The following is a 22,085-nucleotide window of genomic DNA, read 5'->3' as shown; positions in this document are numbered from 1 at the left end:
TATATACGCTTTGATAAAGTTTTAAGAACTACAAGACAACATAGAACAGCCCACTTTATTTCTAGCCCATTCAGGTCTTTTTGCAAACCATTTTTCATGCTTTGGTTGCTCTGCATACGGGTTTTTTAAGAGTTGAAAAAGCTCATCAATTAAACCGTAATTTCCTTTGTCAGCTTCATCAATTGCAAATTGTGCCATGTAATTTCTTAAAACGAATTTAGGATTTACTAAATCCATTTTTTCTTTTCTTTCTTCGGATGAAACTCGTTCTATTTTAAGTCTATCAGCGTATTTTTTTAACCAAGAATTCCATCTATTTTTTACATCATCTGTAAGATGTTCTACATTGTAAAAAGCATTTTCTATTAATTTTAGTCCGGTTTTATCATCAGAAAAATTGCTTAAATTTCTAAAGAAAATGGTCATGTCTGTTTCTATCAATTGTAAATTATCTTCTAAATTTTGAATCAATTCAACATCATCTTCATCAGTAACAAATAAGCCTAATTTGCTTTTCATCATTTGTAAAGATTGTTTCTCAAAGTCCGTTTTATATTGATTTAAAATAGCTTCTAAAGGAGCAACTTCTTCAATTATTGGGTACAGAGCATTTGCGAGTTGATACAAATTCCATAACCCAATATTTGGCTGATTTCCATATCTGTAGCGTTTGTTTTGCCTGTCTGTAGTGTTTGGTGTCCATCCAAAATCGAAACCTTCTAACCATCCATAAGGCCCATAATCTATGGTTAAACCAAGAATTGACATGTTATCAGTATTCATCACTCCATGTACAAAACCCACTCTTTGCCAATCAATAATCATCTTTAACGTACGTTCAGAAACCGCTTTAAAAAAGTTGATATAGGTTTCTTTTGAAGGTTTTCCTAAAGCTGAAAAATGATGTTTAATGGTATAATCTACCAATAACTTTAAATTTTTGATGTCTTTTCTGGCAGTAAAAATTTCATAATTTCCAAAACGTAAAAACGATGGAGAAATACGAGAAACAATGGCGCCTTTTTCGTAAGCCGGATTTCCATTGTATAAAACATCGCGTAAAACTTGATCGCCAGATAAACTTAAAGACAAAGCTCGAGTTGTGGGTATGCCTAAATGAAACATGGCCTCACTGCACAAATACTCTCTAATTGACGATCGTAAAACAGCCAAACCATCTGCAGTTCTAGAATATGGAGTTTCGCCAGCACCTTTTAATTGTACTTTCCAGTTTTTATTTTGATGTTCAACCTCGAATAAATTTATGGCTCTACCATCACCTAATTGTCCTGCCCAATTGCCAAATTGATGACCACCATAACACATTGCGTAAGGTTTTGTGTTTGGGCAAATCTCATTACCAGTAACAATGTTTTTAAAAAAAACTGTTTCAGTTTCTTCTTTTGTGATGCCTAATTCTGATGCCATTTCTTGCGAAACGTGAATTACTTTGGGTGCTTTTGTTTTTTTAGGATGTACATAAGAGAAAACAGCTTCAGCAACTTGTCTTCTTGTGTTTTCAAGAATTTTATCCGAAGGTAATTCTGAGGTAAATGTATTTTTTATATTGAGCTTCATAAAGTGGTAACAACGAATTTATACGCCTTGTAATTTTAATTTATCTGCGTGTAATTGTCTTAATTTCGATAATTTTGGTTCAATTACAAAAGTGCAATAACCTTGTCTTTTATTGTCTCTATAATAATTTTGATGTTCTAATTCTGCTTCGTAAAAAATATCTAAAGGACTGATTTCTGTTACAATTTTATCGTTATAATAAGGCTGAACTTTGTCTAAAACATTTGCTGCAATTTCTTTTTGAGTTTCATTATGGTAATAAATTACAGATCTGTATTGTGTGCCTCTATCTGCCCCTTGTCTGTTTAAAGTGGTTGGATCATGCGTAGTCATGAAAATTACCAAAATGTCTTCGTAAGAAATAACATCTGCATTAAAAGTTACTTGAATTACTTCTGCATGACCTGTTAAACCCGAGCAAATTTCTCTATAAGTTGGTTTGCCAGGAGCACTGCCACCAGAATAACCCGAAACTACTTTTTCTACCCCTTTTACTTCTTGAAACACAGCTTCTGTGCACCAAAAACATCCACCTCCAATTGTGGCAAGTTGTAAGTTTTTATTCATTTTCTTTTTTGTCTAAAATCATAGATTCTGAGTTAATGCAATAACGCAAACCACTTGGTTCTGGTCCATCAGGAAAAATATGCCCCAAATGTGCATCGCAAGTATTGCACATCACTTCAACCCTAACCATACCCAAAGAAGTGTCTTTATGGTATTTTATTGCGTTTTCTTTTATAGGTTGTGTAAAACTAGGCCAGCCAGAACTAGATTCGAATTTAATTGTAGAATCGAATAATGGTGTGTTGCAACAAACACAGTTGTATTGGCCTTCGTCGTAAATGCTACATAAATCTCCAGAATGTGGTCTTTCTGTGCCTTTTTTACGTGTAATTCTAAATTGTTCTGCAGTTAACTGCTCTTTCCATTCTTTATCGGATTTTTCTACTCTTTTATCTGGAGTAGGATTCCCGTTTATAGTGTAACTAATTATATTTTTCCAAGTAAGCATTCTTATTTTTTTGTATTTGATTTAAATAGTCGTAAAATTTACTATAAATTTACAACTAAATGAATAGAATAAAAAGTTGATTTTATTCCTTACTTTTGATATAAATAATTTTAATAATGAGTAAATTAACATCTAAAGCAGAACTTTATGTACTAAATTTTTTAAGTAAAAATTTAGATAAGAAGTATGTTTATCATAATATTTCTCACACACAAAGAGTGGTAGAAAATACTACAGAAATTTGTGAAAATATAGAAATAACAGAAGAAGAAAGCGAAGATGTTTTATTGGCAGCTTGGTTTCATGACACTGGTTTTGTAAAAGGAGCCGAAAACCACGAAGAAGAAAGTGTTAAAATTGCTGTTAATTGGCTAAAAGATAATGAAGTAAGTGCTAAAAGAATTGAGGTAATTTCTAGAATTATTTTAGCTACTAAAATGGGGGTTAAACCTACAGATAAATTAGAAGAAATTATTGTTGATGCAGATTGTGCACATTTGGCTTCTAAAAACTTTTTAGATTATACTGCTTTACTTAGAAAAGAGTGGGAATTAACAGACAAAAGAAAGATGTCTGAAATTGATTGGATTAGTGGTAATATCGAATTTTTTACCATAACTCAGAAGTTTTATACAGATTATGCTTTAAAAAACTGGAGCAAAAGAAAGGCGAAAAACTTGGCTAAATTAATTAAAAGTCAAAAAGAGATTGCCAATAATACCAAGAAATTTAATCAGAAACAAGAGGCTTTAGATATTAAAAAGAACAAGAGCGATGTTCCTGAAAGAGGTGTAGAAACCATGTTTAGAGTGGCTTTAAGAAACCACATAACTTTGAGTGATATTGCAGATACTAAGGCAAATATTTTACTTTCTGTAAACGCCATTATTATCTCGATGTCTTTGTCTACTTTAATTCCTAAATTAGATAATCCTTCTAACGATTATTTATTAGTGCCGTCTATAATTTTTGTGCTTTTTACGGTTATTTCTATGGTTTTATCCATCTTAGCAACAAGACCCAATGTTACCCAAGGAAAATTTACCAAAGAAGATGTTGCCAATAAAAAAGTGAACTTATTGTTTTTTGGTAATTTTCATCAAATGAAATTAGAAGAATTTGAATGGGGGATTCAAGAAATGATGAATGATAAAGATTATTTATATGGTTCTTTAACCAAAGATTTATACTTTTTAGGTTTAGTATTAAACAGAAAATACAATCTTTTAAGAACTACTTATACTGTATTTATGATTGGTATAATTGTTAGTGTTATTGCCTTTTCTATTGCTTTTGCAGTACAAGGAACCAGCCCACATACTTTATAGAATCTTTAAAATTAAGCCTCTATTTCTTTCATTAAATCGTTAAAAGAAAACGTTTCTTTTTCGTTAAAGTCTTCTTGATAGATAACTTCTACTCTAAGTGCTTTTAACCCAGAAACACCTTGTAAATCTTCTAACTCTAAGTGTTCTAGTTTACCCAATTGATTTCTAGATTGTAGGTAAGCAATGTATTTAGAGTACTCAACAGCATCTTTTTCTTGCGAGTATACAATTGCAATTTTACCAGGAACTGTTAAGCGATCTTGAGTACCTTTAATATTGGCTTTGTCTATACGTTTTTTTATGATTTCGTACCTTATGTTGTAAGCGCCATCTACATCGAACTGTTTTTCGTCCATTCTAAACTTAATAGCCATAGGATTGCTATGAACTAAAATTAAGGAAGCCACACGCAAATCGTTTTTCATGTTTTTACGTTCGTAAAAAGCTAGATTTTCCATTTCGCAAGTAACTTTAAGTTGCCATAAACGAAGGTTGTACAAATACAGATTGTCGAAAGTTTTAGACTTGGTAATAGATTGCCCAATGTACATGTTGTATTCTACACCATCTGTTTTGTATCGCTCAAAATAATGAGGAAACATTTCTTGCACATCTTTTTGCTTATTGTCTATAAATTTTGCCAGTTTATCATTTAAAAGCGTAACACTTTCTTCATATTCTTTTCTCTTTTCGTAAACAACATGTAAATCTTTGTCTAAACGATTCATATAAATTTTAACTTTCTCAGAAAGCTCTTTGCTAATATCTTTTATATGACCAAAAACGGGATAGATTTCGCTGCTTAAAAAGTCTAAAATACTTACTTCATCACCCGCGTTTAAGCCTTCTTGTACATCTTTTAAATATGATGAAACACGGAACATAAGTTCGTTATAAATTGGTAGTTTTTCTGTTTTACAAGCATCTTTTAATACAGAAATTGCCAAAGTTAATTGGGTAGTTAAATCTTCTTTTATGGCTGTATTTCTTGCATCAGAAGAACCTTTAATATCACTCTGACCAAATAACGGATATACCTCATTAAAAACAATTTCATCTAATTTTGCGTTTTCGCTAGCTAAAGATTCTTGATGATATTTTTCTGCTGCTTCGTAAAATCGCCATTTTACAGCAGGATGAATTGAGGTATAATTCTCTTGAATGGTTGCTTCTAAAACATTTTGACGCTCTTCTGAAGTTCTTTTTACAGCAGCTTCAAAAACAGGAATAATGTCTTTTAGTTTATTAATCGTAACCGAATTTAAATCGTAAGCTCTTTGAGAAGCAATTTCTAATAAGGCCAAATCTCCATTTCCTGTAGCAACAATTGGTATTAATATGATACTTTGTATACCAGAATCATGCAGGTTTTGATAAAAAGGATTTTTATCGGTATCTAAACCATATTGCTCTACATCAGAAATTATAAATGTTTCATGATCTACAAAAACTTTTTTCATAATGCTTTCGCAAAAGTAGTTTTCATCACATTTTATTTCTGCGTTTTTATTTAGAATTATGCTGTTCGATTTTTTTCCAACAGTTGCACAAACTTTAGTATTGATGTTATCGAAAATAGAAAAGCCTAATTTTAAGTCTTTAATGCTATAAAAATCTCTTAGGTTGTTTTGTAATTTGTAGATTAAATCATCTCCACCAGAAAGTAAATTTGCTTTTATTTGAGATAACATTTCTTCGGATGTTACATCAAACAAACTCACTAAACCAAAGCCTTTAAAAATATAACTGTTTGGTGGAAATTTTTCTCTCCAAATATCAATATTTTCAAAGTTATTTAATAATTCTTGAAAATCTTCTTGCGTTAATTGCGGTGCTTTTTCTGTGGGTATAACTTCTGAAAAGTCGGCATTAAAAGCGGCTCTATAATATTTCATAGTTCCTGTTTTTTTATCAGGAATATCAAAATAAAAAGGTCTTTTTACATCAATATTATAGCCATAAACAAAACCAAGGATAAATGTACATGCCATAATGTACATGCTATCGTCTTCGAAATTACGAACGTTAAATTCGTAATCATCGCCAGCATTATCTAATATATTTTTAAAACGATCTGTAAATTTAAACGATGTAAAAGAGAAAGGAACACTTGCTGCTTTTATTTCGTTCATCAACAAAGGTTCTGGAAATAAGGGGTTTAATAGTAATTCTATTTGTTCTTTATTTTTTTCTAAGATTGAGTAATCTGAAAACCCATCTACCAGTTGCGGGTGTTTATTAAACAACTTTATCATTTCTATAGCAGAGTTGTGATACGGATGACCTTTAAACTCTATATCTGCATATTTTTGGAACAACTCATATACCTTTTTAAAGGAAACGAAAAGTTGTAGTGGTAATTCTACATCGTCAAAATTATTAGCTTCTATGATTCTCATAATATATTAGTTATAATAAAGGTATCTATTAAGACGTAAAAATGGGGGAAAGGTTACAAAAGTACAATTATTTTTATTCTACTATGATAATTACGCATTGTTGTTTGTATAAGATAAGTATAAATTTTTAAAAAAGTGCATAAAACAACAAAAACTGACCTAAGCCAGTTTTTGTAAATTGAAATTGTAAAGTTTTATGGAAGATAAAATACTATTCCATGCCTGGTTGTTTAATATTTTCTGGCCATTTTTTTAACTCGTTTTTAATGGCTGTAGTAACTTCGCTATCATTTTTAATAAACCAATCTACGTTTTTATAAGTAATGGTTCCATCACTTGCATAATGAAAAAATACAATGGCGTTTACATACGGATATTTTTTATTAAAATCTTGAAGCGCATCTGCAAACCAATCTGCTCTATTTCCACCAGGCTTTAAAGAGCCAAACTCGGCAATCATTATAGGTTTGTAAAAAGCGGCTAAATCATTATAAAAATTACCAAAAATTTCTTTAAAAGTCCACCAGTCACTCCAACTCGTACTTGTTCCATAATTTAATACTCCTGTTGCAATAATATCTACAAATTCAGCTCCAGGATAGTATTCTTGAAACTTTCCATAAGATAAATGCGGACTCCAAACCCAAATAATATTTGAGGCACCCACAGATTCGAAAACATTTCTAATGTGTCTAAAAGCCGCAATATATTCTTCTGGATCATTATTTTGTGGCCCCCATGGATAACGATAAGGGTCATTCATTTCATGACCTACTCTTAAGTAAATAGGTGTATCTACTTTAGCAGCTTCAGTAGCCCATTCTTTTATATAGGCATCATAATGTCCATTAGCAATAGATAACAAACCATGATCGTTTCTTTGTTCTAAATTACTGATTTCTGGAAAGTTTTCTTGTGAAAATTTTTCTAACCAAGGTTCCCAAGTAATCATGGGTACAGAACCAATTCTTACAATGGCATCTACTTTATTTTTAGGGAAATCGTAAATCTGACCCTCTCCCCAAGCTTTGTAAATTTGTATAATTGGAAAGGTTAGTGCTAAGGAATCTTCTAAATTAATAATGTTTTCGTAAGACTCACCATTACTATCATCTGCAGCCCCAAAAAGAATGTTTTTGGTTTTTAAAAGTGCATATTTATTTTTTCTTTGATCTTTAAACCAAGCTAATTTTTTTCCTCTATTTTCTTCTCGTTTTCCTAAGATTTTGTCTTGTTCAATATCTTTAACCATATTGCCTACACTCTCCAAGAATCCGCCTAAAGGCCCCTTAGAACTCTTGCTTACAGTAGATAAACCGTAAACAATAAAATAGCCTAATACTAAAGCAAGAAGTACATTAAACAGTCTCTTAAATTTTTTTTTAATTGATGACATAATTTATATTTATTTTATTTCGGTTCTAATTCTTAAATTTAATCAGATATAACTTTAGAGTTAAAACCTGGGGTTTTTAATTTTACTCTTCAGCTTTTATTTTACCTTTATTTTTTTGTCTTTTGATATTAGTATTCTGCTCCATGCATTTTCTGCTTTTAAATACAAAGATTTGTAAGCAGCAACAATACCGCCGAAAAATTGCACAAATGCAATTAGAGCAAAACCTAGCATTCCCCAAGTTTTTTCAGCTGTTAAAATTAATTCACTTTGCGAAATGTAGTATCTTCTTTCAATATATATACCAACAACCATTAGTATAAAAAACACACAATATATAATTAATGGTTTTACAAACGGACTCATAAAACCTTTAACCGCAACTTTTGCAGTAGGTATGTATGGAACTTTTTTGTTGATAAGAGCTAATAAAAAGGCATAAGTAAATACAGGCCAACATGAATATTTTAAAACCATTCCTCTCCAATGGATGCCTCTTTCCGTTTTTGTATCGCATAAAAAACGTTGTGCATGAGCATAAATTAAGATTGCAATTAATACAATTGGTGCTCCAAGAACAATAAATTCTGCAAAGTCCATACTAGCAGGACTTATTTTTGTTGTAAAAAATAAGATGGGAACTAGAACAAAAAAAGCTGTCATTGGTCCTACCAAATAGTAAGTTCCTATTGAAAAATAAGACAATTTTTGCCAAAAACTAAGTGTTTTGTACGCTCTTGGCATTTCATCAAATAGCATTTCAAAAACTCCTCTTGCCCATTTTAATTGTTGTTTGCAAAAAGATGTAAAATCTTCTGGCACTAAACCTCTACTTACAATAACAGGGTTGTAGACTGATTTCCATCCTTTAGAATGTATTCTAATTGAGGTGTTTAAATCTTCGGATAAACCTGTGGCATGACCACCAATACTTTCTAAGGCTTTTCTTCTAAAAGTACAATTAGCTCCAATAGCTACAGCACCTCCATAACCATATAAAGCCATTTGTGTAGGTCCGTAAAAAGTATAGGTTTGTTCTGCTGCTGCTTGTGCTGTAAAAGAGCGAAACATGTTATAATATCCTTGACTTACCTGAACAAAGCCTACTTTTTCATCTTGAAAAAAGCCTAATGTTTGGTCTAAAAAGTTTGGAAAAACAATATGATCTGGATCTAAAACTAAAATAAATTCTTCTTTGGTAATTTTTAAAGCTTCGTTAATTTTACCTGCTTTTGCACCTGGTATATTCACTAAATTTAGCCATACTGCACCATGTTTTTCAGCGAGTTCTTTAAAGGCAATATCTTCTGTATCATCTAATAAATACGTAGTATGTGGATAGTCTAAGTTTTCTAAGGCCTTTAAAGTAGTTTCAAACATCGATAATGGCTCTCCAGGAGAAGAAGTTGTAAAAACAGCAACACTTAAATCTTTTTTTGGAACTGGTACTTCTGTTGGTTTTTTAATTCTTAAATAATTTATCCAAATTAAGGCTATTCTGATTACTCCATAGCCAAAAAGTAAACTTAAAACAATGAATAGAAAGAAGTTTTCAATATGTTCTTTTCTAAACCACCACTCCATTAAATTAAACATACTAAGTAATCCAGCAAGTGTTAAACCTAAAAAGATGGCTTTGTCTAAACTAGTTACCTTTTTAGCTTGCTTAAATACAAATAAATCATCTCTTAATTTTGAATTCATTAAAATATAAAGTTTAATCCGAAGTTAATATTTTTTCTATTATAGAAGAATGTTTCTTGATCTATGTAGGTGATATTTGCAATAAAATTATTTGAAAAATTATATTTAATATTTCCAGTAAATTCTTTTGGTGTAAAAGTAGCATCGTAAAAACCACCTATCTCAATTGTATTAGCTGTAGTAGTTACAGGATAAGGGTTTCTTATATTACCAACAAAACCATAATTTACTTTTGCTTCTAGTGATATTTTTTTGGTAGGCTTGTAATTTACAATAAATATACCTGAATGGATTTCTTGTTCTTCGGGTGTAAAATAAGGGTTATATACACCTACACCTTGGTTGTCAAAGAAAAATAGAGTGTCTTCAGAATCTGTATAATTAAAGCTATATCCAATTTGAAAATTAAACTTTTTAAATTTTATGGGTTGCGATAATATCCAAGCCCCAAACGATTGTATTTTATTGTCATCAGTAAACATTTGATGGTCGTACCAAGAATGCAAAACCATCCATTTATTACTGTAATCTAATTCGCCAAAAAGGCTTTGATACGTTAAATTAATAGAGGTACTAGCAATTGTACCTAATAGATTCTTTTTTGCATAACCCACCTTTAATGAGGTTTTTTTGAACAGCTCTTTTGTGATGCTTAAACCGCCAATCCAATCAGAATTATCAGAATGATTGATATAGATTCCTCCAAATACATTTGCTTTAAGTTTAAGCTTATTAAAATAAAATTGATTTTTTAATTGAATGGTTAAAGCGTCTTCGTTTTCTGGTGAAAAACTATATCTTGATACTTCTAATTGAGGACTTAAAAACCTCGAAATATATTCTCCTATTGTAATATGGCTCGCAAAATAATCTAAAGGTTGAGAATCCGTTTGATATTCAAAATTAGCCTTTATATAAGTTGCAGTTACAGATTCAATTTCTGATTCTAAATTTTTTGTATAATTTGTGTTTGGGTAAATTTTATTGATTTTGGTAATTATGCTTCTCGCATTTTTTAGATCTCCTTTCCAAAAATTAATGTTTGCTTGCATCATTAAAAATTCTACATTTTTAGAATTATCATCCAAAAAATTAGATAAAATAGTTTCTACCTTATTTATTTTACCAATTTTATATAAAAAACGAGCATAATCTAATTGCAGATCTTTATTGGTAGCATCAATAGAAATTGCTTTTTTAAATTTGCTATTTGCTTCAGAATTGTTATTATCCATAGAAAGCGCATAAGCATATAACCAGTTTATATACAGGTTCTCAGAAAATTTATCATAATGTTCAGATAAAAATAATACAGCTTTATTGTATTCTTTTTTTGATATATAATCTTTAGAAACCGCAAGTATTTCGTTGGCGCTTTTAAGGGTATCTAAATCTTTTTTTAAAGAGGAGGGATTAGACTGATTTTGAGAAAAAACAGTAATATTTAAAAAAATAAAAAAGAAAACAGTAGTAGTTTTTAAAACATTTCCTACTCTTGTTAAATTCATAAATATTTGTTTAATAAGAATTATTGACTATTAAAATATTGATAAACAAGCATGATCATCTTAACCAAAAGAGACAAATATATATATTTATATCGAGATAACTATCTAATTTTAGAAGAGTTTTAACTGCCTTAAGGTACTAGGAATACTTGTCTAAAACCTTTTCAAATTAAGGTGTTTCTACGATATTGTAGAAACACCTTTTTATGTTATTACACAAAAATCATAATAGATTTTTATCGAAAACTACTTCTTACTCTTTTTGATAAGTTGAATACTTAAAGATTAAGTTCAACAAATAATTATAAAGCACTTATAGTACCAAATCCTTGCCAAACTGCAGCAGCGCTATATGCTGATACTGCACTTGCTGGTACTTTTAAAGTTGAGTTGATTAAAGAAATATATTCAAAAACATTTGCATCTATAGTAAGTGGTGTTTCAATATCTACTGTTACGTTTTGTAAACTACCACAGTTATTAAAAGCATTGTCTTCTATGTTAGTGATGCTACTTGGTATAACAACATCTGTTAAACTAGTACATTGAAAAAATGTATACTCAGCGATATTGGTAATTGTATTTGGAACTGTAAAACTCGTTAAACTAGAGCAAAGACCAAAAGCAGTTTTTCCAATGCTAGTTAACGTACTCGGAAAATTAACATCAGTTAAACTACTACAAGCGTAAAAAGTGTTTTCTGGAATTGTAGTAATACCCTCTGGTATGGTAATTTCTGTTATACTATTACATCCTCCAAATGCACCATCTTTTATGGTGTTTACATTGTTAGGGATGTTAATTTCAGTTAAGCTGCTGCAGTTCCAAAAAAGAGTCGCTTCAATGCTTGTTAAACCACTTGGTAAATCAAAATTCTTTAAGCTAAAACAATTTCCAAAGGCAGCACTACCAATACTTGTTACACTATTTGGTATACTAATGTTTTCTAAAGTAGCACATCCATAAAAAACAGCGTTTCCAATACTTGTTACACTATTAGGTATGGTGATATCTGTAAGTTTAGAACACTCATAAAATAAATTGTCTGCTAAGCTTGTAAAATTATCTGGAATTACAGCTTTTGTCATATTAACACATAAACCAAATGCAGAGTCACCAATGTTGGTTACGGTATCTGGAATAGTAATTTCTTTTAAAACTGAGCACGAATAAAATGCCGAATTCTCTATAGTAGTTATATTACTTGGTATCGTATACGTTTCTAAATTATTACAGGCATAAAAGGTAGCTTCAGGGATTGTTGTATAACTAGAAGGAAAAGTTACTGTAGTTAAAGAATTACAATAACCAAAAACAGCAGTACCCATATCTTCATTGGCTACACTATCTGGAATGGTAACATTATTTAAACTACTGCAGTAATAAAAAGCAGAATTCCCAATGCTAGTTATTGTTGATGGTATCGTAATAGAGGTTAAACTTTCGCATCCGAAGAAAACATTTTCAGCTAAATTATCTGTTGCTGCAGGAATATTTATGGATGTTAAACTTTTACATTGTCCAAAAGCTGTATGTTCTATGTTTGATACAGTATCAGGTACATCTATGCTTGTTATTCTAGAAGAATCGTAAAAAGCTAACTGACCAATACTTGTAATGCTTTCTGGTATCGTTACACTTGTTAAATTATAAGAATAAGCAAAACCTTCGTCTGCAATACTAGTAACGTTATACGTTAAATCGAATTGATCTATGGTTGCAGGTAAGTCTAATGCACCAGAAGGGCCATCTTCTGTGGTTTTTTCTATAGATACTTCTTTAGTATCAGAATTTGTAATCACATATTTTAAATCGCCAATGGTAAAAGTTGTTCCTACTTCTGGGCCTGTAGGAGGTATAACTACCACAGTAACTGATGCAGTATCGCTATCTCCATCACTATCTGTAATGGTATAATCAAAAGTATCAGTACCATCAAAATTTGCTTCTGGAGTATAATCTATAGTATCGTCTGTTGGGTCATTTGGTGTACCTGCTGTGTTTACAGAAACTGTTCCGCCATTTTCGGTTGAATTAGAAATTACAGAAATTGCTCCTGTAGATGGGCCATCATCACCAAAATTATCATTGTTTAAAACGTCAATGTTAATTGATATTCCTACATCTGTAGAGGCAGAGTCGTTTAAAGCATTTGGGGTGTCATTTAATTCCTCCTCATCTGTGGCAGGACTTGTACATGATGCAAAAGCAATCGAAATGATTGCGAGAGCGTAAAAATATTTTCTCATTTTAATTGTTTAAGGGGTTGATAACAAAGGTATTTAAATAATCGTTATCTCAAAATTTTTTTATTTATTTAAAAATGATGGGTATTTAACTATTTCTGTCTAAAGTAAATAGTGATTGGTACACCAGAAAAATTATAAATTTCTCTTAGCTTATTTTCTAAAAAACGTTTGTACGGATCTCTAACATATTGAGGTAAGTTGCAGAAAAAAGCAAATTGTGGAGTTTGCGTTGGCAACTGCATGCAGTATTTAATTTTTACAAACTTTCCTTTAATGGCTGGTGGTGGATAGTTTTTAACGATTTCTAACATAGTTTCGTTAAACTTACTTGTAGAAATTCTGTTTTTTCTGTTTTCAAAAACTTCTACAGCTGTTTCTATGGCTTTAAACAAACGTTGTTTTGTTAGTGCAGAAATAAAAATAATTGGCACGTCTGTAAAGGGTGCAATTTGTTCTTTTACTTTGGCTTCGTAATCGCGCATGGTGTTGGTTTCTTTTTCTACCAAATCCCATTTATTAATTAAGATGACAACTCCTTTTCTGTTTTTTTCTGCTAACCAAAATATATTTTGATCTTGGCCTTCAAATCCACGAGTGGCATCAACAACTAAAATAATAACGTCTGAATATTCTATAGAACGCACAGCACGCATTACAGAATAAAATTCTAAATCTTCTTTTACTCTCGATTTTTTTCGGATTCCTGCAGTATCTACTAAATTAAAATCGAAACCAAATCTGTTGTATTTGGTATCAATTGAATCTCTTGTTGTACCTGCTATATTTGTAACTATATTTCTGTCTTTGCCAATTAAAGCATTTATAAACGATGATTTACCAGCATTTGGGCGCCCAACAACAGCAAATCTTGGCAATTCTTCTTTTTCTAAATCAACCGCTTCTGGTTCTGGCATTTTTTCTGCTAAAGCATCTAATAAATCTCCAGTTCCAGATCCGTTTATAGAAGAAATGGTGTGGTAATCTCCTAATCCTAAATTATAAAATTCTACAGCATCTGCATCACGCATTGCGTTATCAACTTTGTTAACAGCTATAAAAATTGGCTTTTTAACTTTGCGTAAAAGTTTGGCAACCTCAGCATCCATAGGTGTTATACCATCTTCTACATCAACCACAAAAACAATAATATCTGCTTCGTCTATGGCAAGGTTTACTTGTTTTCTAATTTCTTCTTCAAAAATGTCATCAGAACCAACAGCATAACCTCCTGTATCTATTACAGAAAATTCTTTTCCATTCCAATCAGATTTTCCATAATGTCTGTCTCTTGTAACTCCGCTAACCGAATCTACAATTGCTTCTCTTCTTTGTACCAATCTGTTAAAAAGTGTTGACTTCCCTACATTTGGTCTTCCTACAATGGCAACAATGCTATTCATTTGATTTGTAATTTTTTGCAAAGATACGATTTACTAAAGGATTTTAATTGTAATTTTAAAGGGTTCTAAAATAGATTTTTATGGGTAAAAAATTAAACCTGTTGATAGAAAAAAGAAATAGCGAAGTTTTTCTGAGACCAAGATTTACAATAGACCTTGATGAGAATTGTAATGAAATACTGAAACGTTTTTCTGAAGGATTAAAAAATAAAAACGCAAACGTAATTGGAAACATTGTTGATGGGCATGTTTTTATAAAAGTTTCTAAGAAAGAAGAGCATTTTTGGTCGCCTCAATTGCATTTAGAAATTATAGAAAAAACATCAGAAAGCTCACTTTTAAAAGGATTGTTTGGCCCTAAACCAGCAGTTTGGACACTTTTTATGTTTGTGCATTTTGTAATCGGCATTTCATTTATTGCTTTTTGTATGCTATTGTATACCAGAGTTTCTTTAAATGAGTCCATTTTTTTTCCTGTTTTAATGATGATTATTTTGCCCTTAATTTGGGTGCTTTTATATTTTTTAGGAAAAATTGGTAAAAGTACAGGGAAACATCAAATGAAAAATTTACACGATTTTATGATAGAAATGATAGAACATTAACGCTGTAAAAATTGTTAATTTAATTTTGATTATAACCAAAACGCTTTAATTGATTTTTATCACTCCTCCAGTTTTTATTCACTTTTACATACAATTCTATAAAAACTTTCTTCTGAAAAAAACGTTCTAAATCTTTACGAGCTTCAGCACCAATTCTTTTTATGGCAGCACCTTTATGGCCAATAATAATTCCTTTTTGAGTATCGCGTTCTACCATAATAATAGAACGGATTCTTACAATATTTTCTTGTTCTATAAATTCTTCGGTTTCTACTTCTACAGAATAAGGAATTTCTTTTTTGTAATGCATTAGAATTTTTTCTCTAATTTTTTCGTTTACAAAAAAGCGTTCGGGTTTGTCTGTTAATTGATCTTTAGGATAAAAAGGAGGTCCTTCTGGTAGTAATTCTATAATTTTATAAAAAACAGATTCTACATTAAATTTTTCTAAAGCAGAAATTACATAAACAAAAGAGTTGGGTACTTTTTCTCGCCAATACGCAATTTTTTTATCAACCTCTTCTTTGTTCGATTTATCAATTTTATTTAATAATAAAATAACAGGTATTTTACTATTGATAATTTTATTAAAAAAAGCTTCGTTTTTTAGGGCAGTTTCACCAACTTCAACCATATAGATTAAAACATCGGCATCATCTAAAGCAGATTTTACAAAATCCATCATAGAAGCTTGTAATTCATAAGCAGGTTTTATAATTCCTGGAGTGTCTGAAAATACAATTTGATATTCTTCGTGATTTACAATACCTAATATTCGATGTCTAGTTGTTTGGGCTTTTGGGGTGATGATAGAGAGCTTTTCGCCCACTAGTGCGTTCATTAATGTAGATTTACCCACATTAGGATTTCCAATAATATTTACAAAACCAGCTTTATGTATCATAAAACAAAGATAGTTTGTTTTATGTTTTGTGTATAAATTTTGGCTGAAAAAAAATAAATGAAATAAAGTTTGGAAAATAGTTTCTTTGTGTTGTATATTTGCAGTCCAAATCGCGGGATAGAGCAGTAGGTAGCTCGTCGGGCTCATAACCCGAAGGTCACTGGTTCGAGTCCAGTTCCCGCTACAAAGCGAAAGCTGTTTAAATCAACGAATTGTGTTTCACAATTCGTTTTTTTATGTCTTTTATTTTCTTGCCAGATTTTACAAAAACGAATTTCCTTCATTGCAATCAGAATGACAAGCCGCCTGTCATTTCGATAGAAGCGCGAGCGGAATAGAGAAATCTATTAAGATTAAAGCAAAAACGATAAACCAGCAACGAACAACGAACAACGAAAAACAAAATCTATAAATGCCTGCTCCCTTCCTTAAACACTTGCACCCCTGCTTTTAACATCCGTTTTAGTTTAATTGAAGGTTGGTAATTGATGATAAATTTTTTGATGTTTTTTTTAGGACTTAAAGCTTCCGGGCTTCCAGCAGCCACACTTTGGAACCCCATTTTAAATTTACCCACATCACCCATATCTACTGTATGACCATTTTGTAAGTAAAAATTCATTTTAATACCCAATGCATATAGCACCGCTTGCACATCTACTTGATGCAAACTACACTCGTTACTGATATCAGAACTTAATTTATCTAAATCTATGGTGCCCTTGCTTATGGCTTGTAAAATGTATTGTGGGGTATTGTTTTGAATGCTGTTATTTCTTTTGGTAATTCTGTACTGTAATGCCATTTTTTTGTATATTGTAAAAGATTCAAGAATAAGGGGTTAAAACGCTACTAAATACCCCAATGGTAAATATACTATAATATTTAACAGAAAATACTAGAACTTTTATATAAATATAGTATAACTTTTGGGTAAAAACACTAGTACTTTTTACTAAAAGTATCTATACTTTGTATCAAAACATAAGTAACTTTGTATTAAAAGTTACTATAGTTTGTACCAAAAGTTACTGAAGTTTTTGTTGTTGCGTCTTGATGCAATACCAAATGGGTCTTGATGGATGTTGCATTGCCTCTTGATGTATGGTGTTAGAAAACCCTAATGGAATTAAACATTATTATATATATACTAAAGTTTTAACCTTTACTGCCTGATATAAATAAAACTACTGGCAAATGATCCGAAATTTTTCTTGCAGTTAATAAATCTTTACAACTACCTACAAAATCAATAGCATACGCTTTCTTTTGTGTAAAATATTTGTTATTGTAGTAGATATTATCTATCGAATAATTTAAATAAGAACCATCTTTGCATTTCCGTTTTAATGTGGTGGGCTGATTTTGAATTGCCGATTTAAACCCCATTTTATATAGGGGATTCCATACAGTATGTTTTTCACTTAAATTAAAATCACCTAAAAAAATAAATCGATCTGTTTTAAATCGTTTAGGATAAAACTTAAAATTTGCAATTTCCATTTCAGGATGTTTATTATAAGTTCTGGCATGCATATTAACTAGATAAAAAGAACTGTTGTTTTTCTTAAATTCAAAAAGACCAATAAAGGGTTCTCTTTCTATTTTACCTTGTAGTTCACTATCTAAAAAAGCACTTTTTTTTAACCTAAATTTAGAAGTTTTCCATAAAAAAGCATATCGCTCACTAGCATAGCTTGAAGAACTATTTGTGGGATTACTTATGCTATAGTCCCATTTGCTGCCTAATCTATTCAATGCATCTGTAATTCTAGTTACGGCTTTTGCTCCTGCTGGGTCTTTGGCTACAACTTCTTGTAAGGCAATCAAATCGTAATCTTTTAGAATTTTTGCAATAAAAAGAATTTCTTCGTTATTTTTTGTGCGTCCTAAGTCTTGTATATTCCAAGTAACAAGTTTAAACTTTAATTCAGAGAGATTTTCATTCTTTTGAAATCCAAAGATTAAAGTATTGTTTAGGTTAAACAGTATAAGGATTACGAATAGTTTCTTGCTTTTCATTTATAAGAATTAAAAGAAAGGTACACACTTATAACGTTCTAACATTCTAATATTAACTACAAAATCATAAGAAATAGAAAATTCATGAATACCACCAGTATTTAAAAGTTTGGTAGTGTTAGCATCATATGAATATCCAAATCTAAACCCTTGCCATTTTACGCCTGCAAAAGCAGTTATGGAAGAAATGGAAGAACTTTGATTAGCATTTTTAATGGGACTTGTAGAGGCTAAAACACCTATAGAGAAACGATTGTCAACAACATATTGTGTACCTACATCTAAACGATTAAACTTACCTTGCATCATGAAATTGGTAAGTAAATATAGTTTGCTCATTCCTGAAAAATCATTCCTGTAATTGTTAAATATTGGAATAAGAATGTTAGAATGAGCTGATATAAAAATATCTAACGGCACATTACCATTTTCTGTTAAAGAAATGTTGGGCTTGTTTAAATGCTTAAGAGTTAAGCCAATCCAAGAATCATCATTGTTAAAAAGAATAGAAGAACTAAAGTCAAAGAAATTGCGTAACTCTTTTAATAGAATGGGGTCTATTGTAGAGGTGTTTACGTATCCCGAATTTAAATTGATTTGATCTTCTAATAATAAATTTTGAAACCCATAGTTTTTAGTTCCAAAACCCGCAGAAATACTTGGTCTAAAATACCAAGAATCACTAATTTGAAATGCCATGGCATAGTTAAAATTAATTTGATTAAAGGTGTATGACGAAGCACTTTCTGTTTGATTAAAGGCACTAATTCCTAAGCCCGTTTTATAGCCTTCGAACCAAGTATCAAAAAACACAAAACTTGAACTCATTTTTAATCCTGAATTTCTCCATTGAGATCTATGTACGGTACCTGCTTTTGAAGATCTTAATGCCCCTGTAAAAGAGGTGTTTAGGGTTTCGGGTACTAAAAAGTTTTGAGAAAAAATTACATCTTGTGAGTACAACATTGTTGTAGATAACAGTAAAAAAACTAAAATTGCGAGATTTTTCATATTATTTAAGCAATGTTACTGGTGTTGAGGTGGTAATATTTTTATTATAAAAAGTTACTCCATTAACAACCATTATATAATTTCCGTTTTCAGCGGGTGTATCTTTGATAGTACCATCCCAACCTTTTAAAGAAGTTCCTTTTTCATTATAAATTAGAACACCCCAAGTGTTATAGATGTTCATTTCAATTTCTGTAAATCCTAAAAAATTGGGCCTAATGGTTTCGTTATATCCATCTCCATTGGGTGTAAAAGCAGTTGGATTAATTAACTTATAACCAATGGTTATGTCAATCGTTTTTTCTGAGGTATAAGTACAGCCAGATTCATATTCAACTGTAAGGCTAACAGTATAATTACCAGCAGCGTCGTACGTATGAATTGGATTTTCATCATTTACAGGTAAACTTCCATCTCCAAAGTCCCAAGTAACTTTTGTAAAACTACCAGTAGAAAGATTGGTAAATTGTATGGGGTCTTCTAAAGATAAGTAGTTGTAATTAGTTAGAGCAAAAGCATCATAGATAAAATCAGGATCGCCAATAGTTGATATTTCATCTATTAAAATAGATTTTGTTTGTACACAACCAGAATCATCAGTAACTGTTAGTACATAAGCGCCAATTTGATTGGTGGTCATAAGCTCATTATTTACTCCAGAAACTGTTCCAGAAGACCAACTTAATGTATGTGGTAAGAATCCTCCAGAGGTTTTCGCCTCTATTTTTTTAGTGATTGTTTTGGTGTCGCAATCTGTAATATAGCTTTCTATAAATTCTATTTCTATAGGATCGTGTCTAAAAATAGAAAACTGCCTATTTACTTCACATCCATTAGCATCTGTAATGGTTACACTGTAATCTCCTTGTGGTATATCTTCTAAATCTTCTGTAATTGCTCCATTACTCCAAGCAAATTCAAGGGGTGCTGTACCTCCAGAAACAGTAATGTCTATACTACCGCTATTTTCTATGTTACAATCTATAGCATCAGTAACAATACTCGAAACTGCAATTGCAGGCGGATTTGTAAATGTAAATGTTTCTTTAATGGGGCACTGTTTTGGGTCGCTATCTATAACCGTTACTGTGTAAGTACCTGCTGGTAAATTATTTCTTTCTACACCTGCAGTAGGGTCATCACTCCAAGTTACTTTAATTGGGGCAACTCCACCTGTTAAATTTAAAGCTACAGATCCATCATTCGCATTGTTACAAGATATAGGCTGAACCACAGGGTCTATAAAAAATATAGGTTGATTAATTTCTATGGTAACTTGTTCAACACAATTGTTAGCATCAGTAATTGTAGCTATATAAGTGTCAGCCGTTAAATTAGATTGCGAAAATCCGTTTGCAAAATTACTCCAAGAAATTTGATATGGTTCTGCACCACCAGAAACAATAACGTCTAAAGCGCCATCTGCTTCTCCATAACAACTTACATCTTTTTTTGTGAAATTGATATTAATTTCTGTAGATTCATTTACAACAATATCGCTAGCAGTGGTACAACCAAGATTGTCTGTAACAGCAACAGTATAAGTACCCGCAATTATATTAGTAATGTTTTTTGATGTACTTGTAAAACCAGCAGGGCCAGACCAACTGTAGGTATAATCGAAAACGCCGGGAGAAACTTCAATTTGTGTACCACCAGTAACGTCTATAGAAATTGCTCCTGTAGCATCGCCAAAACATAAAATATCTTGTTTAAAGCTGGTTGTAATGTTCAGTCCATCTGGTTCTGTTAATACAACTGTTTCTTGTGTTATACAGTTATTTGCATCTACAACTTCTAAAGAATAGGTTCCTGCTGTTAGTGTATTTTGATTTTTAGTACCTGCAATAATTCCACTGCCATCAGTTGTAGACCAGTTATACGTATAAGGTTCTGTCCCTCCAGAAAAAGAAACCTCTATAGTACCATCATTTCCTTGAAAACAAGAAATATTTTGTACTACATCTCTTGAAATTGTTAAAAGATCAGGTTGCGTAACAGTCCATTCTTCTATGATAAAAAAGCCTGAACTATCTTCTATTCTTAACGTATAAATACCCGCTTCTAGATTTGATAGGGATGCATCTGTTGATGAAAATCCATTAGGGCCAGACCAAGAAACCTGATAAGGATTGCCTGTTGAAGAAGGAACTCCACCTTGAATATTAGTTGAAATTGCTCCATCATTTGCTTCAAAACAAGTAATATTGGTAACCACTGTATTTGAACTAATATTAGGGTTTACAGTTACTTCTAAGGTAAAAGGATTTCCCACACAACTTGCAGTAGCAGGTGTAATTACATAAGTAACTATTATAGGTGATGTCCCTGTATTTTCTAAAGTTTGACTGATAGTGTTTTGTGGAGTTGTTGCCGCTGATGCACCAAGGATACTTCCAGAAGGACTAAAAGTAGGCGTAGACCAAGTGTATTGTGTACCTGCTGGAATTGTATTCGTAGCAATACTATTAGGATCAAAACTGAAAGTTGCTTCACTATACATTGTAATTTTATCATTAGCAATTACAGGAATTCCATTTACTTTAACTCTAGCTGTTTCTGAAACAATTTCAGAACAACCACCACCACTGAAAGAAATTACTGCATAATAAAATATTTCGCCAACACTATCAGTTGGAGGGTTGTAAGTAGCGTTAGTTTCACCAGGTATTTCATCTCCATTAGAATTAGAATCAATATCACTTGAAAACCATTGATAAGTTGCAGTTCCTGTGCCATTTTCATAAGCTACTTCTAGGGTTTTTGCTGTATCATTTAAACATATTTCAGAAGGTGTAGGTTGAATCGTGAAATCTGGACCTTTATTAATTTTTACAGTAGAAACCTCACTAATAATACTACAACCTGATTCTGGTTGAGAAATCACTGCATAATAATAAAAAGTACCAATTGAAGAAGTTTCAGGTGTATACGTTTGAGAATTTGCTCCAGTAATAGCTTTTCCT

The 22,085-nt window shown here is 31.3% G+C and carries 16 protein-coding genes and 1 tRNA gene; 3 read left to right on the top strand and 14 right to left on the bottom strand.

Annotated features, from left to right (window positions below; all coding sequences use genetic code 11):
* Positions 1-21: 21 nt before the first annotated feature.
* The 3 genes from ACWYN7_RS04705 to msrB are packed head-to-tail and all read right to left on the bottom strand — an operon-like array spanning position 22 to position 2,593.
* Entirely contained in the window at positions 22-1,578 is a 1,557-nt protein-coding gene (locus tag ACWYN7_RS04705; protein WP_462858696.1) for a protein adenylyltransferase SelO, read from the bottom strand.
* 18 nt (positions 1,579-1,596) lie between these two features.
* Positions 1,597-2,145, bottom strand: coding sequence for a peptide-methionine (S)-S-oxide reductase MsrA (gene msrA / locus ACWYN7_RS04700; protein WP_462858695.1), 549 nt, complete (start codon positions 2,143-2,145; stop codon positions 1,597-1,599).
* The gene (gene msrB / locus ACWYN7_RS04695) at positions 2,138-2,593 is read right to left on the bottom strand and encodes a peptide-methionine (R)-S-oxide reductase MsrB (protein ID WP_462858694.1); all 456 of its coding nucleotides are present in this window, start codon (positions 2,591-2,593) and stop codon (positions 2,138-2,140) included. Before msrB ends, msrA begins: the two co-directional genes overlap by 8 nt.
* 116 nt (positions 2,594-2,709) lie before the next feature.
* Between msrB and ACWYN7_RS04690 the strand changes: the two genes are divergently transcribed.
* Positions 2,710-3,921: a Pycsar system effector family protein gene (locus ACWYN7_RS04690; RefSeq protein ID WP_462858693.1), complete on the top strand. Its 1,212-nt coding sequence runs from the start codon at positions 2,710-2,712 to the stop codon at positions 3,919-3,921.
* A gap of 11 nt (positions 3,922-3,932) precedes the next feature.
* Here ACWYN7_RS04690 and ACWYN7_RS04685 read toward each other — a convergent pair whose 3' ends face one another.
* The 6 genes from ACWYN7_RS04685 to der all read right to left on the bottom strand — a co-directional run bounded on the left by ACWYN7_RS04685 (position 3,933) and on the right by der (position 14,577).
* Positions 3,933-6,320: a GAF domain-containing protein gene (locus ACWYN7_RS04685; protein ID WP_462858692.1), complete on the bottom strand. Its 2,388-nt coding sequence runs from the start codon at positions 6,318-6,320 to the stop codon at positions 3,933-3,935.
* A 211-nt stretch (positions 6,321-6,531) separates the two neighbouring features.
* Positions 6,532-7,716, bottom strand: coding sequence for a glycoside hydrolase family 26 protein (locus ACWYN7_RS04680; protein WP_462858691.1), 1,185 nt, complete (start codon positions 7,714-7,716; stop codon positions 6,532-6,534).
* 96 nt (positions 7,717-7,812) lie between these two features.
* Positions 7,813-9,420 carry a glycosyltransferase family 2 protein gene (locus ACWYN7_RS04675; protein WP_462858690.1) on the bottom strand — a complete coding sequence of 536 codons (1,608 nt, stop codon included), beginning with the start codon at positions 9,418-9,420 and terminating at the stop codon, positions 7,813-7,815.
* Positions 9,420-10,928: a tetratricopeptide repeat protein gene (locus ACWYN7_RS04670; protein WP_462858689.1), complete on the bottom strand. Its 1,509-nt coding sequence runs from the start codon at positions 10,926-10,928 to the stop codon at positions 9,420-9,422. The genes ACWYN7_RS04675 and ACWYN7_RS04670 overlap by 1 nt, the downstream gene beginning before the upstream one ends.
* A gap of 302 nt (positions 10,929-11,230) precedes the next feature.
* A complete protein-coding gene (locus ACWYN7_RS04665) occupies positions 11,231-13,177 on the bottom strand; it encodes a leucine-rich repeat protein (protein ID WP_462858688.1) in 1,947 nt (648 codons plus the stop codon).
* Positions 13,178-13,266: 89 nt separating this feature from the next.
* On the bottom strand, positions 13,267-14,577 hold the full coding sequence (der, locus tag ACWYN7_RS04660) for a ribosome biogenesis GTPase Der (protein ID WP_462858687.1): 1,311 nt from the start codon (positions 14,575-14,577) through the stop codon (positions 13,267-13,269).
* A gap of 80 nt (positions 14,578-14,657) precedes the next feature.
* Here der and ACWYN7_RS04655 point away from each other — a divergent pair, with 80 nt between their 5' ends.
* Complete coding sequence (locus ACWYN7_RS04655) at positions 14,658-15,182, top strand: GTP-binding protein (RefSeq protein WP_462858686.1); 525 nt, start codon at positions 14,658-14,660, stop codon at positions 15,180-15,182.
* A 19-nt stretch (positions 15,183-15,201) separates the two neighbouring features.
* Here ACWYN7_RS04655 and era read toward each other — a convergent pair whose 3' ends face one another.
* The gene (gene era, locus ACWYN7_RS04650) at positions 15,202-16,086 is read right to left on the bottom strand and encodes a GTPase Era (protein WP_462858685.1); all 885 of its coding nucleotides are present in this window, start codon (positions 16,084-16,086) and stop codon (positions 15,202-15,204) included.
* Between the two features lie 111 nt (positions 16,087-16,197).
* Here era and ACWYN7_RS04645 point away from each other — a divergent pair.
* Positions 16,198-16,270: transfer RNA gene (locus ACWYN7_RS04645), tRNA-Met, on the top strand.
* A 222-nt stretch (positions 16,271-16,492) separates the two neighbouring features.
* Here the strand turns inward: ACWYN7_RS04645 and ACWYN7_RS04640 are convergent.
* From ACWYN7_RS04640 to ACWYN7_RS04625, 4 genes are all read right to left on the bottom strand, one after another.
* A complete protein-coding gene (locus tag ACWYN7_RS04640; protein ID WP_462858684.1) occupies positions 16,493-16,891 on the bottom strand; it encodes an HU family DNA-binding protein in 399 nt (132 codons plus the stop codon).
* Positions 16,892-17,244: 353 nt separating this feature from the next.
* A complete protein-coding gene (locus ACWYN7_RS04635) occupies positions 17,245-18,108 on the bottom strand; it encodes an endonuclease/exonuclease/phosphatase family protein (protein WP_462858683.1) in 864 nt (287 codons plus the stop codon).
* Positions 18,109-18,117: 9 nt separating this feature from the next.
* Positions 18,118-19,119 (bottom strand): PorP/SprF family type IX secretion system membrane protein, encoded by a 1,002-nt coding sequence (locus tag ACWYN7_RS04630; RefSeq protein ID WP_462858682.1) that lies wholly within the window; start codon positions 19,117-19,119, stop codon positions 18,118-18,120.
* 1 nt (position 19,120) lies between these two features.
* Positions 19,121-22,085 (bottom strand): PKD domain-containing protein (locus ACWYN7_RS04625; RefSeq protein WP_462858681.1); only part of this gene is annotated, 2,965 nt, incomplete at its 5' end.

Source organism: Polaribacter sp. M10 (assembly GCF_054968445.1).
The sequence above is the reverse complement of the archived record's forward strand: the minus strand, read 5'-3'. Positions and strand labels throughout refer to the sequence as shown.